This is a genomic window from Pseudomonas sp. TH32, from assembly GCF_016650855.1.
In the GTDB taxonomy this organism is placed as follows: Bacteria; Pseudomonadota; Gammaproteobacteria; order Pseudomonadales; family Pseudomonadaceae; genus Aquipseudomonas.
The window spans coordinates 4,189,002-4,206,411 of sequence record NZ_JAEKFA010000002.1; the positions used below are offsets into that span (position 1 = coordinate 4,189,002).

14 protein-coding genes are annotated in these 17,410 nt (G+C 60.7%); 11 read left to right on the top strand and 3 right to left on the bottom strand.

The features are described from left to right. Window positions 1–33: 33 nt before the first annotated feature. Window positions 34–2,130: a molybdopterin oxidoreductase family protein gene (locus tag JFV30_RS22905; protein WP_201125253.1), complete on the bottom strand. Its 2,097-nt coding sequence runs from the start codon at window positions 2,128–2,130 to the stop codon at window positions 34–36. 444 nt (window positions 2,131–2,574) lie between these two features. Here JFV30_RS22905 and argF point away from each other — a divergent pair, with 444 nt between their 5' ends. Further along, window positions 2,575–3,495, top strand: a complete 921-nt coding sequence (argF, locus tag JFV30_RS22910) for an ornithine carbamoyltransferase (protein WP_010170162.1) — start codon at window positions 2,575–2,577, stop codon at window positions 3,493–3,495. After that, a complete protein-coding gene (locus tag JFV30_RS22915) occupies window positions 3,492–4,601 on the top strand; it encodes an ABC transporter ATP-binding protein (protein ID WP_008433494.1) in 1,110 nt (369 codons plus the stop codon). The genes argF and JFV30_RS22915 overlap by 4 nt, the downstream gene beginning before the upstream one ends. A 10-nt stretch (window positions 4,602–4,611) precedes the next feature. Here JFV30_RS22915 and ybaK read toward each other — a convergent pair whose 3' ends face one another. Beyond that, entirely contained in the window at window positions 4,612–5,082 is a 471-nt protein-coding gene (gene ybaK, locus JFV30_RS22920) for a Cys-tRNA(Pro) deacylase (RefSeq protein WP_010170166.1), read from the bottom strand. Between the two features lie 360 nt (window positions 5,083–5,442). Between ybaK and JFV30_RS22925 the strand changes: the two genes are divergently transcribed. The 4 genes from JFV30_RS22925 (at window position 5,443) to glpD (ending at window position 10,445) form a co-directional block, all read left to right on the top strand. Continuing rightward, on the top strand, window positions 5,443–6,297 hold the full coding sequence (locus JFV30_RS22925; protein ID WP_201125254.1) for an MIP/aquaporin family protein: 855 nt from the start codon (window positions 5,443–5,445) through the stop codon (window positions 6,295–6,297). Between the two features lie 80 nt (window positions 6,298–6,377). Then, entirely contained in the window at window positions 6,378–7,883 is a 1,506-nt protein-coding gene (gene glpK, locus JFV30_RS22930) for a glycerol kinase GlpK (RefSeq protein WP_003208721.1), read from the top strand. 94 nt (window positions 7,884–7,977) lie between these two features. Further along, window positions 7,978–8,733 (top strand): DeoR/GlpR family transcriptional regulator, encoded by a 756-nt coding sequence (locus JFV30_RS22935; RefSeq protein WP_003208723.1) that lies wholly within the window; start codon window positions 7,978–7,980, stop codon window positions 8,731–8,733. Window positions 8,734–8,906: 173 nt separating this feature from the next. Further along, window positions 8,907–10,445 carry a glycerol-3-phosphate dehydrogenase gene (gene glpD, locus JFV30_RS22940; RefSeq protein ID WP_010170171.1) on the top strand — a complete coding sequence of 513 codons (1,539 nt, stop codon included), beginning with the start codon at window positions 8,907–8,909 and terminating at the stop codon, window positions 10,443–10,445. 48 nt (window positions 10,446–10,493) lie between these two features. Here the strand turns inward: glpD and JFV30_RS22945 are convergent, their stop codons facing one another. Next, complete coding sequence (locus JFV30_RS22945) at window positions 10,494–11,216, bottom strand: tetratricopeptide repeat protein (protein ID WP_201125255.1); 723 nt, start codon at window positions 11,214–11,216, stop codon at window positions 10,494–10,496. A gap of 124 nt (window positions 11,217–11,340) precedes the next feature. Here JFV30_RS22945 and JFV30_RS22950 point away from each other — a divergent pair, with 124 nt between their 5' ends. From JFV30_RS22950 to JFV30_RS22970, 5 genes are all read left to right on the top strand, one after another. Continuing rightward, on the top strand, window positions 11,341–13,665 hold the full coding sequence (locus JFV30_RS22950; protein WP_201125256.1) for a TonB-dependent receptor: 2,325 nt from the start codon (window positions 11,341–11,343) through the stop codon (window positions 13,663–13,665). Window positions 13,666–14,001: 336 nt separating this feature from the next. After that, complete coding sequence (locus tag JFV30_RS22955; RefSeq protein WP_010170177.1) at window positions 14,002–14,928, top strand: glutamate/aspartate ABC transporter substrate-binding protein; 927 nt, start codon at window positions 14,002–14,004, stop codon at window positions 14,926–14,928. A 195-nt stretch (window positions 14,929–15,123) separates the two neighbouring features. Beyond that, entirely contained in the window at window positions 15,124–15,870 is a 747-nt protein-coding gene (locus JFV30_RS22960; protein WP_003208731.1) for an amino acid ABC transporter permease, read from the top strand. Continuing rightward, window positions 15,870–16,541, top strand: a complete 672-nt coding sequence (locus JFV30_RS22965) for an amino acid ABC transporter permease (protein WP_010170181.1) — start codon at window positions 15,870–15,872, stop codon at window positions 16,539–16,541. The genes JFV30_RS22960 and JFV30_RS22965 overlap by 1 nt, the downstream gene beginning before the upstream one ends. Further along, entirely contained in the window at window positions 16,538–17,272 is a 735-nt protein-coding gene (locus JFV30_RS22970; protein ID WP_010170183.1) for an amino acid ABC transporter ATP-binding protein, read from the top strand. Before JFV30_RS22965 ends, JFV30_RS22970 begins: the two co-directional genes overlap by 4 nt. The last annotated feature ends 138 nt before the right edge of the window (window positions 17,273–17,410 follow it).

Here is a 17,410-nt window from a genome sequence, read left to right on the forward strand (position 1 = left end):
AGCGTGACGCTCGGACTCCCCGACAGACAATCCTTACGCCGCCGCCACCTGCACTGGCACGCCATTCAACGCCGCGTTACCCGACAGCTCATCCAATTGCCGCTCGTCCGTCAGGTCGTTTGCGCTCGCCCCCGGCTGCCCGCTCGCGATGGTCATCTGCACGCCCGGGCGGCCGTGCCCCCAACCGTGAGGCAGGCTGACCACGCCGGGCATCATGTCCAGGCTGGCCAATACCTCCACTTCGATCATGCCGATGCGCGAACTCACGCGCACCCGCTGCCCATCGACAAGCTGACGGTGGGCCAGGTCGTCGGGGTGCATCAGCAACTGGTGACGGGGCTTGCCCTTCACCAGTCGGTGGTAGTTATGCATCCAGGAGTTGTTGCTGCGCACATGGCGACGGCCAATCAGCAGCAACTCATTCACCTCGGGCACCGGCTGCGCGGCAAAACGCGCAAGGTCGGCGAGGATCACCGGCGGTGCCGCCTGCAGATGGCCATTGGCGGTTTTCATGCGGCCCGCCAGGTTCGGCTTCAGCGGCCCGAGGTCCAGGCCGTGAGGATGATCCGCCAGCGCGGCAATGGACAACGTATCGCCATAAGGCCCGGCCCGCAGCCCGAAGTCGATCATCTGCGCGGGCGGCATGGTGGGCTTGAGTGCATTACCGGTTTTCGCGGCAAACGCCTGGGCCAGGCCGACGAAGATTTCCCAGTCATGCAATGCACCCTCGGGTTTTGGCAGGATGGCGCGGTTGAAGCGGGTGACATTGCGCACTGCGAACATGTTGAACGTGGTGTCGTAGTGATCGTTTTCCAGTGCCGAGGTGGACGGCAGGATCAGGTCGGCATAGCGCGTGGTTTCATTGATGTACAGGTCGACACTGACCATGAACTCCAGCCCATCCAGCGCCTGCTCCAGTTGCCGGCCGTTGGGCGTGGACAGCACCGGGTTCCCCGCCACCGTCACCAGGGCGCGGATCTGTCCTTCACCCTCGGTGAGCATTTCTTCAGCCAATGCCGACACCGGCAACTCGCCACCGTACTCTGGCCGCCCGGAAACCCGGCTCTGCCAGCGATTGAAATGCCCGCCGGAGGTGGAGGCTACCAGGTCGACTGCCGGCGTAGTGCACACGCCGCCGCCCACGCGGTCCAGGTTACCGGTAACCAGGTTGATCAACTGCACCAGCCAATGGCACAGGGTGCCGAACGCCTGGGTCGACACGCCCATGCGGCCATAACACACTGCCTTGTCAGCCGCGGCGAAGTCCCGCGCCAACTGACGGATCTGCTCGGCAGGCACCGCGCATTGACGGCTCATGGCCTCGGCGGTGAACCCGGCCACGGCCTGGCGCACTTCATCCAGACCGTCGACCGGCAGGTGACTGTCACGGGTCAGGTTCTCGGCGAACAGCGTATTGAGCAAGCCGAACAACAACGCCGCATCGCCACCCGGGCGCACAAACAGATGCTGGTCGGCCATCGCCGCTGTCTCGCTGCGGCGCGGATCAACCACCACCACTTTGCCGCCCCGGGCCTGGATCGCCTTCAGGCGTTTCTCCACGTCCGGTACGGTCATGATGCTGCCGTTGGACGCCAGCGGGTTGCCGCCGAGGATCAGCATGAAATCGGTATGGTCGATGTCCGGGATCGGCAGCAACAGGCCGTGGCCGTACATCAGGTGACTGGTGAGGTGATGGGGCAACTGGTCCACGGAGGTGGCGGAAAACCGATTGCGGGTCTTGAGCTGGCCGAGGAAGTAATTGCTGTGGGTCATCAGGCCATAGTTGTGCACGCTCGGATTGCCCTGGTACACCGCCACCGCATTTTGCCCATGGCGTGCCTGGATGCCCGCGAGGCGCTCGGCTACGAGCGCAAAGGCGTCGTCCCACGGGATCGGCTGCCATTCACTGCCCACCCGCAACATGGGCTGGTGCAGGCGATCCGGGTCGTTCTGGATGTCCTGCAGGGCCACGGCCTTGGGGCAGATATGGCCACGACTGAACGTGTCCAGGGGGTCGCCCTTGATCGAGGTGATCGCCAGGCTCCCGTCTTCGCCCTGGGTGGTTTCCAGTGTCAGGCCGCAGATGGCTTCGCACAGATGGCAGGCACGGTGGTGGAGAGTCTTGGTCATGGCCAGTCTCTTTATTGTGGGCTGAGCGCTTCGGACAAAAACTATGGCCCGCCCCAGGCAGCAGCGCCAGCAACGTTCGTCGTGTGAATCCAGCGGCATCAGGCCAGGGCATGAAGAAACATCAGGAAATGTTTCAACGCCCTCCGGCAGCCCGCTGAAACCGACGTACCCTGGCCTGCGCCCGCCCTCGCGCATTGCAATATGAAGTAACGCCAGTGTACAAATGACCCGCTGCTGTCAGTAAACAGGCTTCAAAAGCGCCCTCCCCGCGTCCTTGAACTCCCCTAAAAACTGTAGCCCTATTGGTAAGACGCGACATTTAATTATAAGATCGCGCCTTCCCCTATTTCGTCGCCCCGTGCGGCTTTCGCCGCAGGTCTCGCCCGTTTTCAAAATAAACAAGGCTTTGAGTATCTGCGGTCTGTTGCAAAAAGGTAGTTAATGATGAGCGCAAGGCACTTTCTCTCCCTGATGGATTGCACGCCCGAAGAGCTGGTCAGCGTGCTCCGTCGAGGCATTGAGCTTAAAGACCTGCGTAACCGCGGCGTACTGTTCGAGCCTTTGAAAAACCGCGTGCTCGGGATGATTTTCGAGAAGTCGTCGACCCGCACCCGTGTGTCCTTCGAAGCCGGCATGATCCAGCTCGGCGGCCAGGCTATCTTCCTGTCGCCTCGCGATACCCAACTGGGTCGCGGCGAGCCGATCAGCGACTGCGCGATTGTGATGTCGAGCATGCTGGATGCGGTGATGATCCGTACCTTCGCCCACAGCACCCTGACCGAATTTGCCGCCAACTCCCGCGTGCCTGTGATCAACGGCCTGTCCGATGACCTGCACCCGTGCCAGTTGCTGGCCGACATGCAAACCTTCCTCGAACAGCGCGGCTCGATCCAGGGCAAGACCGTGGCCTGGATCGGCGACGGCAACAACATGTGCAACAGCTATATAGAAGCGGCGATCCAGTTCGACTTCCAATTGCGCGTCGCCTGCCCTGAAGGCTACGAGCCGGATGCACGCTTCCTGGCCCAGGCCGGCGATCGCGTGACCATTGTCCGCGACCCGCGTGAGGCGGTCATCGGCGCGCACCTGGTGAGCACCGACGTGTGGACGTCCATGGGTCAGGAAGAAGAAACTGCCAAGCGCCTCAAGCTGTTCGCCCCGTTCCAGGTGACCCGCGCCCTGCTCGACCTGGCCGCGCCGGACGTGCTGTTCATGCACTGCCTGCCCGCCCACCGCGGCGAAGAAATCAGCCTCGACCTGCTGGATGATCAGCGCTCGGTGGCCTGGGCCCAGGCAGAAAACCGCCTGCACGCACAAAAGGCCTTGCTCGAATTCCTGGTTGCGCCGGCATACCGCCCTGCATGAGCCAGCCATTACTGCTGAACCTACGCAATCTGGCATGCGGTTATCAGGATCAACGGGTGGTGCAGAACCTCAACCTGCACCTCAACGCTGGCGACATCGGTTGCCTGCTGGGCTCCTCGGGCTGCGGCAAGACCACCACCCTGCGAGCCATTGCCGGGTTTGAGCCGGTGCACGAAGGTGAGATCAGCCTGGCGGGCGAAGTCATTTCCAGCGCCGGTTTCACACTGGCCCCGGAGAAACGTCGCATCGGCATGGTGTTCCAGGACTACGCGCTGTTTCCACACCTCAGCGTGGCCGACAACATCGCCTTCGGCATTCGCAAACACCCGCAAAAAGAGCGTGTGGTCGCCGAACTGCTGGAACTGGTGAACCTGAAGAACCTGGGCAAACGCTTCCCCCACGAACTCTCCGGCGGCCAGCAACAGCGCGTCGCCCTGGCCCGCGCCCTGGCGCCGGAGCCACAACTGTTGCTGCTGGACGAACCCTTCTCCAACCTCGACGGCGAACTGCGGCGCAAGCTCAGCCATGAAGTGCGCGACATCCTCAAGGCGCGGGGCACCAGTGCGATTCTGGTGACCCATGATCAGGAAGAAGCCTTCGCGGTGAGTGACCATGTCGGCGTGTTCAAGGAAGGCCGCCTGGAGCAGTGGGACACGCCCTACAACCTCTACCACGAACCGCTGACGCCCTTTGTCGCCAGCTTTATTGGCCAGGGTTACTTTATTCGCGGGCAATTGAACACGCCGGAATCGGTCACCACGGAGCTGGGCGAATTGCGCGGCAACCGTGCCTACACCTGGCCTACAGGCGGCGCCGTGGATGTATTGCTACGCCCGGACGACATCGTTTATGCGCCGGACAGTGCCTTGAAGGCGCGGATTGTCGGCAAGACGTTCCTCGGTGCGTCGACCCTGTATCGCTTGCAACTGCCGACAGGCGCACAGCTGGAATCGATCTTTCCCAGCCACGCCGATCACTTGGTCGGTGCCGATGTGGGCATTCGCGTGGCAGCCGAGCACCTGGTGTTGTTCCAGGCCTCGGGCAGCACCGCAGCACAAATCCCTCAGGTTGAGTCAGGCGTTCGCCGCTACAGCACCGCCTCCTGACGTCAACGCATCACGCCCGGCCAATTTCCGCGAACTTGGCCTGGGTGTGTTCGGCCAGCACCGCTGCTGCCAACTCCACTTCAAGCCCCCTTCTCCCCGCACTGATAAAAATCGTCGGAAACGACTGCGCCGTCACATCGACAAAGGTGCGCAAGCGCTTCTTCTGCCCCAATGGGCTGATACCACCGAGCAAATAACCGGTCGCCCGTTGCGCCGCCGCAGGGTCCGCCATCTCGACCTTTTTCACCCCGGCCGCCTGCGCCAACGCTTTTAAATCCAAACTTCCGACGACCGGCACAACAGCCACCAGCAGCTCAGCCTTTTCACTGCTGGCCAGCAGGGTCTTGAACACCTGCGCAGGATCAAGCCCCAATTTTTCCGCGGCCTCCAGACCATAGGAGGCTGCCTTGGGGTCATGTTCGTAACTGTGGATTCGATGTTCGGCGCGAACTTTTTTCAACAGGTCCAATGCGGGCGTCATGCGGGCTCCAGGCTTGGCAAAAAGGTGAAAAAACAGACGGCCAATTCTAGGCCAACACAGGGCAAAAGGCTCTAGTCCGAAGCCCTCTGCCACGCCCCCGCGCGGTCCCCGCCAGCGTCTCCCATCGCCCACGGCACGATCATTCACCACACCAATAATTACAAAATGACTGATCGTTCACTTTCGACCTTTGACAGCCGTCATTCTTGTCTATATTTTTTCGTTTACGAATACTGTAGGAATAGACCTACGGATTCACAGCAGTAAGCCGTGAACAGGATGGGGATCCTCGCCACGGTGAAAATCGCCGATTGCCCGTTGAGGCAAAACGCCAGACAACAACAAAAACAGAGGTTTTCCATGACAACTGCTCTTCAACAGCCTTCACTTTCAAGTCAATGCATGGCCGAATTCCTCGGCACTGCGTTACTGATCTTCTTCGGTACCGGATGTGTTGCTGCGCTCAAGGTCGCGGGTGCCAGCTTTGGGTTGTGGGAAATCAGTATCATCTGGGGGATCGGCGTCAGCATGGCGATCTACCTGAGCGCCGGTATTTCCGGGGCTCACCTCAATCCGGCCGTCAGTATCGCCCTGTGCATTTTTGCCGATTTCGACAAGCGCAAATTGCCGTTCTACATCATCGCCCAAGTCGCCGGTGCCTTCTGCTCGGCCGCGTTGGTTTACACGCTCTACAGCAACCTGTTTTTCGATTACGAACAAACCCACCACATGATTCGCGGCACCCAGGCCAGCCTGGAACTGGCGTCGGTGTTCTCCACCTATCCGCACCCATTGCTGGGCACGGCCCAGGCGTTCATAGTGGAAATGGTCATCACCGCGATCCTGATGGGCGTGATCATGGCCCTGACCGATGACAACAACGGCCTGCCCCGTGGCCCGTTGGCGCCACTGCTGATTGGTTTGCTGATCGCCGTGATCGGCAGCGCCATGGGCCCGCTGACCGGCTTTGCGATGAACCCCGCGCGCGACTTCGGTCCCAAGCTGATGACCTTTTTCGCCGGTTGGGGTGAAATGGCCTTCACCGGCGGGCGCGACATTCCTTATTTCCTGATTCCGATCTTTGCACCGATTGTCGGTGCCTGCCTCGGTGCAGCAGCGTATCGCGGGCTGATTGCCCGTCACCTGCCCAGCGCCGCACCTGCTACAACGGATGCAACCGAAGCGGCTGCCACCGGCAAAACCCGTACTTCCTGATGCGATAGCCTGGGCCGTACTGCCCTTTTGCGGCCCAGGCTGTTTACTGACTTCCCTATTCTCCGTCCAAGGCAATCGACATGACCGACATTCAGAATAAGAACTACATCATTGCCCTCGATCAGGGCACCACCAGTTCCCGGGCGATCATCTTCGATCGTGACGCCAACGTGGTCTGCACCGCCCAGCGTGAATTCACCCAGCATTACCCGCAAGCCGGCTGGGTCGAACATGACCCGATGGAAATTTTCGCCACCCAGAGCGCGGTGATGGTCGAGGCCCTGGCACAAGCCGGCCTGCACCATGACCAGGTCGCGGCCATCGGCATCACCAACCAGCGTGAAACCACCGTGGTCTGGGACAAAATCACCGGCCGCCCGATCTACAACGCGATCGTCTGGCAATGCCGCCGCAGCACCGAGATCTGCCAGCAGCTCAAGCGCGACGGCCACGAGCAATACATCAACGACACCACCGGCCTGGTCACCGACCCGTACTTCTCCGGCACCAAGCTCAAGTGGATCCTCGACAACGTCGAAGGCAGCCGCGAGCGTGCGCGTAACGGCGAGCTGCTGTTCGGCACCATCGACAGCTGGCTGATCTGGAAATTTACCGGCGGCAAAACCCACGTCACCGACTACACCAACGCCTCGCGCACCATGCTCTTCAACATCCACACCCTGGAGTGGGATGCGAAGATGCTGGAGATTCTCGACGTGCCGCGCGAAATGCTGCCGGAAGTGAAGTCTTCCTCGGAAATCTACGGCCGCACCAAAAGCGGCATTGCCATCGGCGGTATCGCCGGTGACCAGCAGGCGGCGCTTTTCGGCCAAATGTGCGTGGAACCGGGCCAGGCGAAAAACACCTACGGCACCGGCTGCTTCCTGCTGATGAACACCGGCGACAAGGCGGTGAAATCCAAGCACGGCATGCTCACCACCATCGCTTGCGGCCCCCGCGGCGAAGTGGCCTACGCCCTGGAAGGCGCCGTGTTCAACGGCGGTTCCACCGTGCAGTGGCTGCGTGACGAGCTGAAGATCATCGCCGACGCCACCGACACCGAATACTTCGCCGGCAAGGTCAAGGACAGCAACGGCGTGTACCTGGTCCCGGCCTTCACCGGCCTGGGTGCTCCTTACTGGGACCCGTATGCCCGTGGCGCGCTGTTCGGCCTGACCCGTGGCGTACGCGTGGACCACATCATTCGTGCTGCCCTGGAGTCGATTGCCTACCAGACCCGCGACGTACTTGACGCCATGCAGCAGGATTCCGGCGAACGCCTCAAATCCCTGCGGGTAGACGGTGGCGCGGTCGCCAACAACTTCCTGATGCAATTCCAGGCCGACATCCTCGGCACCCAGGTCGAACGCCCACAGATGCGCGAAACCACCGCATTGGGCGCCGCCTACCTGGCCGGCCTGGCCTGCGGCTTCTGGGGCAGCCTGGACGAACTGCGCGGCAAGGCGGTGATCGAGCGTCAATTCGAACCGCAACTGGAAGAAGCGGCGAAGGAAAAACTCTACGCCGGCTGGCAAAAAGCGGTGAGCCGCACCCGCGACTGGGAACCCCACGAAGGCGCTGAATAAGCCAAGCGCCGGACCCGCATAGGGTTGCAACTGGCAGGGAGCAGATTCCTGCGTCATCATGGGCCACTTTTTACGGCAGCCCAAAGGACGCACCATGAATCTGCCTCCCCGCCAGCAACAAATCCTCGAACTGGTCCGCGAACGCGGCTATGTGAGTATCGAGGAAATGGCGCAGCTCTTTGTTGTCACCCCGCAAACCATCCGCCGCGATATCAATCAACTGGCGGAAGCCAATCTGTTGCGCCGCTACCACGGCGGCGCAGCCTATGACTCCAGCGTTGAAAACACCGCGTACGCCATGCGTGCCGACCAGATGCGCGACGAGAAACAGCGCATCGGCGAAGCGATTGCCGCGCAAATCCCCGATCACGCCTCGCTGTTTATCAACATCGGTACCACCACCGAATCGATCGCTCGTGCGCTGCTTAACCACAGCCACCTGAAAATCATCACCAATAACCTCAACGTCGCCATGATGCTGAGTGCCAAAGACGACTTCGACGTACTCCTGACCGGCGGCAACGTACGCCGTGACGGCGGCGTGGTGGGCCAGGCCAGCGTCGACTTTATCAACCAGTTCAAGGTCGATTTCGCCCTGGTAGGCATCAGCGGTATTGATGAAGACGGCAGCCTTTTGGACTTCGATTATCAGGAAGTTCGGGTTTCCCAGGCGATCATTGCCAATGCGCGCAAGGTGATCCTGGCCGCGGACTCCAGCAAATTCGGGCGCAACGCCATGATTCGCTTGGGACCGATCAGTTTGATTGATTGTCTAGTCACCGATCAGCAGCCGGTTCCGGCGCTGGTGCAACTATTGAATCAGCACAAGATTCGGCTGGAAGTGGTGTAAGCCCAAACAGGGGGTGTCCTGCCCCCTGATGTTCACAAATTTTCCTTTATTCGCCCTTCGATCAGTATTTTCAATCGAAGCGGACTGGCTGTGCCCGCGTTTATGAGCTACCATTTTCGCAAATGAACATTTATGTTCGAATTCCAATACGAAAAAGATTGCGAGGCCAGCCGATGAACCCTTCTACCTTGCCTGCCCCACCGCTTGCTGAAGTCTATGACGTCGCCGTTATCGGTGGCGGGATCAATGGCGTCGGCATCGCAGCAGACGCAGCCGGGCGCGGTTTGTCGGTATTCCTTTGCGAAAAGGACGACCTGGCCAGCCACACTTCCTCCGCCAGCAGCAAGCTGATCCACGGCGGCCTGCGCTACTTGGAACATTACGAGTTCCGCCTGGTGCGCGAAGCCCTGGCTGAACGTGAAGTGCTGTTGGCCAAGGCCCCGCACATCGTCAAGCAAATGCGTTTTGTATTGCCGCACCGCCCGCACCTGCGCCCGGCGTGGATGATTCGCGCCGGCCTGTTCCTCTATGACCACCTGGGCAAGCGGGAAAAACTCGAAGGCTCCAAGAGCCTCAAGTTCGGCCCCGACAGCCCGCTGAAAAGCGAAATCACCAAAGGCTTCGAATACTCCGACTGCTGGGTCGACGACGCCCGCCTTGTAGTACTCAACGCCATGGCCGCGCGGGAAAAGGGTGCGCATATCCACACCCAGACCCGTTGCGTCAGCGCACACCGCAGTAAAGGCCTGTGGGAAATGAACATGGAGCGCGCCGATGGCAGCCTGTTCTCGATCCGTGCCCGCGCGCTGGTAAACGCCGCCGGCCCATGGGTGGCCAAGTTCATCAAGGATGACTTGAAGCTGGACTCGCCCTACGGCATCCGCCTGATCCAGGGCAGCCACCTGATCGTGCCGAAGCTGTATGAAGGCGCCCACGCGCACATCCTGCAGAACGAAGACCAGCGCATCGTCTTCACCATTCCGTACCTGAATCACCTGACCATCATCGGCACCACCGACCGCGAATACACCGGCGACCCGGCGAAAGTGGCGATTACCGAAGGTGAAACCGACTACATGCTCAACGTGGTCAACGCGCACTTCAAGAAACAGCTGAGCCGCGATGACATCGTGCACACCTATTCCGGCGTGCGCCCGCTGTGCAACGACGAATCCGACAACCCGTCGGCCGTGACCCGCGACTACACCCTGGCGCTGTCGGGCACCTCGGGCGAGGCGCCATTGCTGTCGGTGTTCGGCGGCAAGCTGACCACTTACCGCAAGCTGGCCGAATCGGCGATGGCACAACTGGCGCCGTACTTCACGCAGATGCGCCCAAGCTGGACTGCCACGGCCACCCTGCCCGGTGGCGAAAACATGAGCACGCCAGAAGCGCTGGCCGATGCAATCCGCGGCAAATACGACTGGGTGCCGAGCGAGATTGCCCGTCGCTGGTCCACCACTTATGGCAGCCGCACCTGGCGCCTGCTGGAAGGCGTGCAATCGCTGGCCGACATGGGCGACCACCTCGGTGGCGGCCTGTACACCCGCGAAGTCGATTACCTGTGCGCCGAAGAATGGGCCACGCAGCCCCAGGACATCCTGTGGCGCCGCAGCAAGCTGGGCTTGTTCACCACGCCGGAAGAACAGGAAAACGTGCAGCGTTACCTGTCCAAGGTTGAGCACAATCGCGGCAAGATCGAAGCCGCCTGATCAGCCCGCCGTAAAAAAGCCCCTGCACCGAAAGGTCCAGGGGCTTTTTCATGCCTGCAGATGGCGCTGATAGCGCAGGCCCATTTCACGAATCCCGGCGAGGGCAGAGCCCACCAACACCGGATACGCCGCCTGCAGAAAGCCCGGCGTAGCTGTTGTGAGCGCCCGCTCCAGCCATAGGCAGGCCTGCGCTTCGTCTCCGTCTTCGGCCAGCTCCGAGGCATGGTTGTATTGCCCACGGAAATCCCCGGCCTCGGCCGAGCGCCGGTACCACTGCCTCGCCAGTTGAACATCCTTGGGCACCACAACGCCCTCGTGGTGGAACCGCCCCAACAGGTTCATCGACTTGGCGTGCCCGTTGCCCGCAGCCCGAGCGAACAGCTCATAGGCCGCAACAAGGTCTCGCTCCACGCCCCGACCGCGTGTCAGCAATTGCCCGTAGTTGTACATGCCCCAATCCAGTCCCAGGTCGGCAGCCTTGCGGTAATGCAACGCGCTGTCTTCCAGGTCGACTGTGCAGCCCCAGCCATTCTCCAGGCAGCGCCCGATCATGTTGATCGCCATGGGGTGGCGCTGCCGTGCAGCGATGCGAAACCAGCTCAGCGCCAGCGCCTCATCCTTCTGCACGCCGCGACCGTCAAGCAGCAGCTGGGCCAGGGTCGCCTGTGCGTCGGCATCACCCAGTTGAGCGGCATGCATCACCCACCGCACATAGGCACGCGGGTTATCACCGATATCAGACGGCTCACTGCCTGGCTGCGCACTTTGCATGACTGCCCCGTGTGGCGATCAAGGACCGCAAAAGTTTCATGAATTATTTGGTTACAAAGTATTACATTTGAGATCGCTTATCAATTACGATCGCATCTCACTAACACCAACAAGAGACTACTCAATGGCTACCGGGATCAGTTCTGCCCCCCTTTCATCGCGGCATATGCTCGCGTCGGCAGTGGGCTTGGCAGTGGCTGCGCAGGGAGGATTCAGTTACGCGGCGGAGCCCGCACCAGAGGACAACACAGGGGTCATTCAGCTCGGCGCGACCAGCATCGAAGGCCAGGCCCCGAGCCAGAGCGTCTACAACCCTGTGGCTCCGTCTTCCCCCAAGTACACCGAGGCGCTGCGCGACACGCCGCAGACCATTACGGTGGTGCCCAAGGAAGTCATTCATGACCAGAACCTGCTGACCCTGCGCGACGTGCTCAGCACCGTGCCCGGCATCACCTTCGGTGCCGGCGAAGGTGGCAGCGGGTATGGCGACAGCATCAACCTGCGCGGGTTTTCCGCCAGCGGCGACATCTACGTGGACGGCGTGCGCGACAGCGCGCAGTACAGCCGCACCGACCCGTTCAACCTGGAACAGGTCGAAGTCGTCAGCGGCGCCAGTTCGGTGTATTCCGGTTCCGGTGCGGTCGGCGGCACCATCAACCTGGTGAGCAAGCAGCCAGAATTACGCGACAAAACCACCATCAGTGCCGGCATCGGCACCGATAACTACAAGCGCACCACCCTGGACACCAACCAGACGCTCAACGACACCACCGCGTTCCGCCTGAACCTGATGGCCCATGGTAACGATGTGCCAGGCCGCGATTATGAAGATTACTCACGCTGGGGCATTGCACCCTCCATCGCATTTGGCCTGGGCACGCCGACACGCGTGACCGTCAGCTACGAGCACCAGAAAGACGACAACACACCGCAATACGGCATCCCCATCTACAACGGCAAACCCATGCCGGGCGTGGGCTGGAGCGATTTCTACGGCTACCACAACATCAATGACCAGCAGATCACTTCGGATTCGTTCAGCCTGAAGCTCGAACACGACTTCAACGACGCCGTGTCGGTGCGCAACTTCACCCGTGTCGAGCGGGTTCGCCAGGACCTGCGCGCCTCCGGCCCCGAAGGTGCACAGGCCGGCTGCCTGGCCAGCGGCACCCAGATCACGGGCGCGCCGTGCGCCGCGGGCCTGCAACCAGGCTATTTCCAGCCAAGCGGCGGCTCACTGGGCAACGAGCGCAACACCCAGAACAAGATGTTCACCAACCAGACCGACGTCACCAGCCACTTCAGCACCGGGTTTGTCGACCACACGCTGGTGACCGGGATTGCCATCAGCCGCGAGGAATACGAGGCGGATACCGGAAAGTGGCTGACCAACGCCAACGGCAGCACGATAATCCCGCCACCGGTCAGCTACAGCGATCCGAATTCCGAATGGACCGGCCCGGTCAACTTCACCCGGGCGGCCCACGTCGATGGCGCGCTGAACAACCGCGCCGCCTATGCCTTCGACACGCTCAAGCTCAGCCCGCAATGGGAAATCAACGGCGGCTTGCGTTACGAGCACAACGCCGGCAGTTCGGTGACCAATGCTTACTCCAGCACCGGAGTGGAGACGCCCGGCACCCGCTACGGCCAAGCGGATGACCTGACATCCTACCGCCTGGCGCTGGTCTACAAACCGGCGGAAAACGGCAGCGTCTATATCGCCTACGGCAACAGCAAGACGCCGTCACAAGCCAGCGTCAATGGCGGTTGCTACACCCCGGCCAAAAGCTCAGGCATCGCCACCAACAACTGCAACGTCGCCCCGGAAACCGCCGTCAGCTATGAGATCGGCACCAAGTGGGACTTCTTCGACAATGCCTTGTCGGTCACCGGCGCGATCTTCCGCAATGACCGCACCAACTACAAAGTCGCCGATAACGACCCAACCAACCTGAGCGGCACTCAATCCCTCGACGGCAAAGCGCGTGCAGATGGCGTCGCACTGGGCCTGAGCGGCGCGATAACCGACCGCTGGAAGGTGTTCGCCAATTACACCTACCTGGACACCCGCGTATTGCGCAGTGCCAGCGACTACACCCTGGCAACCACCGGTTTCGACGCGCAGAAAGGCGAGCCGCTGCCGTTCACGCCCAAACATGCGGCCAGTCTCTGGACGGTGTACGACCTGCCCTACGACTTCCAGGTGGGCTACGGCATCACCGCGCAGAGCAAACAGTACCTGGTCAGCGCCGCCGGGGCACCGACTGCGCCGGGCTACGCGGTGCAACGTGCGATGCTCGGCTACAAGGTCAACAAACAGTTGAACCTGCAGTTGAACATCAACAACCTGTTCGACAAGGAGTACCTGACCCGCATCCGTAACAACGGCTGGGCGGTGCCTGGCGATGGCCGTGCAGCGGTGGTGTCGGCCGACTACACGTTCTGACAGCGCCCCACCAAAAAAGCCCCGGGCCCCACACTCCCGGGGCTTTTTCATGGGCGATACCGGCGTGTTCCGCCATTCGGTTTTCCGAACGCCATGCCTCCGGCTATTCGGTTTGCCGGACCTCACCTGCCTAAAAAACTCGTCACATAAACTTAATCTCCATATAAATCATGCAGTTAACCTTTTATTCCTGGTCTGGCACGACTCATGCTCTACACTCGTAGGCGATTGCCTGAGGCGCCTCAGGAGCCGTCTCAGGCTTTCGCAGTACTGTTTATATAAAAACGTGGCCGTCCAACCGGTCTCATAAAAAAAACAAATGTCGAGGAAGTATTGATGCGTATCGTTCCCCATATTTTGGGCGCAGCTATCGCTGCTGCTCTGATCAGCACTCCAGTTTTCGCCGCCGAGCTCACCGGCACGCTGAAGAAAATCAACGACTCCGGCACCATCACTCTCGCTCACCGCGACAGCTCCATTCCGTTTTCCTACATCGCGGATGGTTCGGGCAAACCCGTGGGCTACTCCCACGACATTCAGCTGGCTATCGTTGAAGCCCTGAAAAAAGACCTGAACAAACCCGACCTGAAGACCAAGTACAACCTGGTCACCTCGCAAACTCGTATCCCGTTGATCCAGAACGGCACCGCGGACATCGAGTGCGGCTCCACCACCAACAACGCCGAACGCGCCCAGCAAGTCGACTTCACCGTCAACATCTTCGAAATCGGCACCCGCCTCCTGGTCAAGAAAGACAAGGATGGCAAGCCGTCCTACAGCGATTTCGCTGACCTGAAAGGCAAGAACGTCGTGACCACCGCGGGCACCACGTCCGAGCGCATCATCAAGGCGATGAACGCTGACAAGCAGATGGGCATGAACGTCATCTCCGCCAAGGACCACGGCGAATCCTTCCAGATGCTGGAAAGCGGCCGCGCCGTTGCCTTCATGATGGACGACGCCCTGCTGGCCGGTGAAGAAGCCAAGGCCAAGAAGCCGGATGACTGGGTAATCACCGGTACTCCACAGTCCTTCGAAGCCTACGCCTGCATGGTTCGTAAAGACGACCCGGCCTTCAAGAAAGCCGTGGATGACGCGATTGTCGGCCTGTACAAATCCGGCGAGATCAACAAGATCTACAGCAAGTGGTTTGAAAGCCCGATTCCACCTAAAGGCCTGAACCTGAACTTCCCGATGAGCGACAAGGTGAAGGACCTGATCGCCACTCCGAGCGACAAGCCAGCGCCTGACGTAAAAATCTGATACCTGACTAAGCTTATGTCCTGAGGGAGCCAACATTCCCTCAGGCGTCTGTTACTACCTGCTGGCTTTTATTTTGGAACACTCGACCTGGCGGTTTTCGAGCCGATCGCGTGTGCCTGGCGTTCACCGCCGGGCGGGAAAGGATCTTCCCCAAGCGGGTGCTTGTACATCGATCGATCTCGAGGGGAGACCCTAATGAATTACAACTGGGACTGGGGCGTGTTCTTCAAGTCCACCGGCGTGGGCAGCGAGACTTATCTCGACTGGTACATCGCCGGCTTGGGCTGGACCATTGCCATCGCCGTCGTGGCATGGATTATCGCCTTGCTGCTGGGGTCCATTCTGGGCGTCATGCGCACCGTGCCAAACCGCATCGTATCGGGCATCGCGACCTGCTACGTGGAACTGTTTCGCAACGTACCGCTGCTGGTTCAGCTGTTCATCTGGTATTTCCTGATACCCGACCTGCTGCCGCAGAACCTGCAAGACTGGTACAAACAAGACCTCAACCCGACCACCTCGGCCTACCTGAGCGTTGTCGTGTGCCTGGGCCTGTTCACCGCCGCCCGTGTGTGCGAACAAGTGCGCACCGGCATCCAGGCGTTGCCACGTGGCCAGGAATCCGCCGCACGCGCCATGGGCTTCAAGCTGCCGCAGATCTACTGGAACGTGCTGCTGCCCCAGGCCTACCGGATCATCATTCCACCGCTTACCTCGGAATTCCTCAACGTCTTCAAGAACTCCTCCGTGGCGTCCCTGATCGGCTTGATGGAATTGCTGGCGCAAACCAAACAGACCGCCGAGTTCTCGGCCAACCTGTTTGAGGCCTTCACCCTGGCCACGCTGATCTACTTCACCCTGAACATGAGCCTGATGCTGCTGATGCGCGTGGTCGAGAAGAAAGTCGCCGTGCCCGGCCTGATCTCCGTGGGGGGTAAATAATGGACTTCGATTTCAGCGGCATCATCCCCGCCATCCCGGGCCTGTGGAACGGCATGGTCATGACCTTGCAGTTGATGGTCATGGGCGTGGTCGGCGGCATCGTCCTGGGTACCATCCTCGCGCTGATGCGCCTGTCGTCCAGCAAACTGCTGTCACGCCTGGCCGGCGCCTACGTGAACTACTTCCGCTCGATCCCGCTGCTGTTGGTGATCACCTGGTTCTACCTGGCGGTGCCGTTCGTGCTGCGCTGGATCACCGGCGAAGACACCCCGATCGGTGCGTTCACCTCCTGCGTCGTGGCCTTCATGATGTTCGAGGCCGCGTACTTCTGTGAAATCGTGCGGGCCGGCGTGCAGTCGATCCCCAAGGGCCAGATGGCCGCCGCACAAGCGATGGGCATGACCTACGGCCAGACCATGCGCCTGATCATCCTGCCCCAGGCGTTCCGCAAGATGACCCCGTTGCTGCTGCAACAGTCGATCATCCTGTTCCAGGACACCTCGCTGGTCTACACCGTGGGCCTGGTGGACTTCCTCAACTCCGCCCGCTCCAACGGCGACATCATTGGCCGCTCCAATGAGTTCCTGATCTTCGCCGGTGTCGTCTACTTCATCATCAGCTTTTCCGCCTCGCTGCTGGTCAAGCGTCTGCAAAAAAGGTTTGCCGTATGATCTCTATCAAGAATATCAACAAGTGGTATGGCGACTTCCAGGTGCTGACCGACTGCAGCACCGAGGTTAAAAAAGGCGAAGTGATCGTGGTGTGCGGGCCGTCCGGCTCGGGCAAGTCCACCCTGATCAAGTGCGTCAACGCCCTGGAGCCGTTCCAGAAAGGCGACGTGGTCGTCGATGGCACCTCCATCGCCGACCCGAAGACCAACCTGCCGAAACTGCGCTCGCGCGTTGGCATGGTGTTCCAGCACTTCGAGCTCTTTCCGCACCTGACCATCACCGAAAACCTGACCATCGCGCAGATCAAGGTGTTGGGCCGCAGCAAGGAAGAAGCCACCAAGAAGGGCCTGCAACTGCTGGAGCGCGTCGGTCTGTCGGCCCACGCCCACAAGCACCCGGGCCAGCTTTCCGGCGGCCAGCAACAGCGTGTGGCGATTGCCCGTGCGCTGGCCATGGACCCGATCGTCATGCTGTTCGACGAACCGACCTCGGCCCTCGACCCGGAAATGGTCAACGAAGTACTCGACGTGATGGTGCAACTGGCCCACGAAGGCATGACCATGATGTGCGTGACCCACGAAATGGGTTTCGCCCGCAAGGTAGCCGACCGGGTGATCTTCATGGACGCCGGCAAGATCATCGAAGACTGCCCGAAAGAGGAGTTCTTCGGCGACATCAGCGCCCGCTCCGAGCGTGCGCAGCACTTCCTTGAGAAAATCCTGCAGCACTAAAAGCACCACTGCTCCCCAGTGAAAACCGGGTTTGTATGGGAGCAGGCTTGTGTGGGAGCTGGCTTGCCTGCGATTGCATCACCTCGGTGTAACTGACACATCGAGGCGCCTGCATCGCGGGCAAGCCCGGCTCCCACA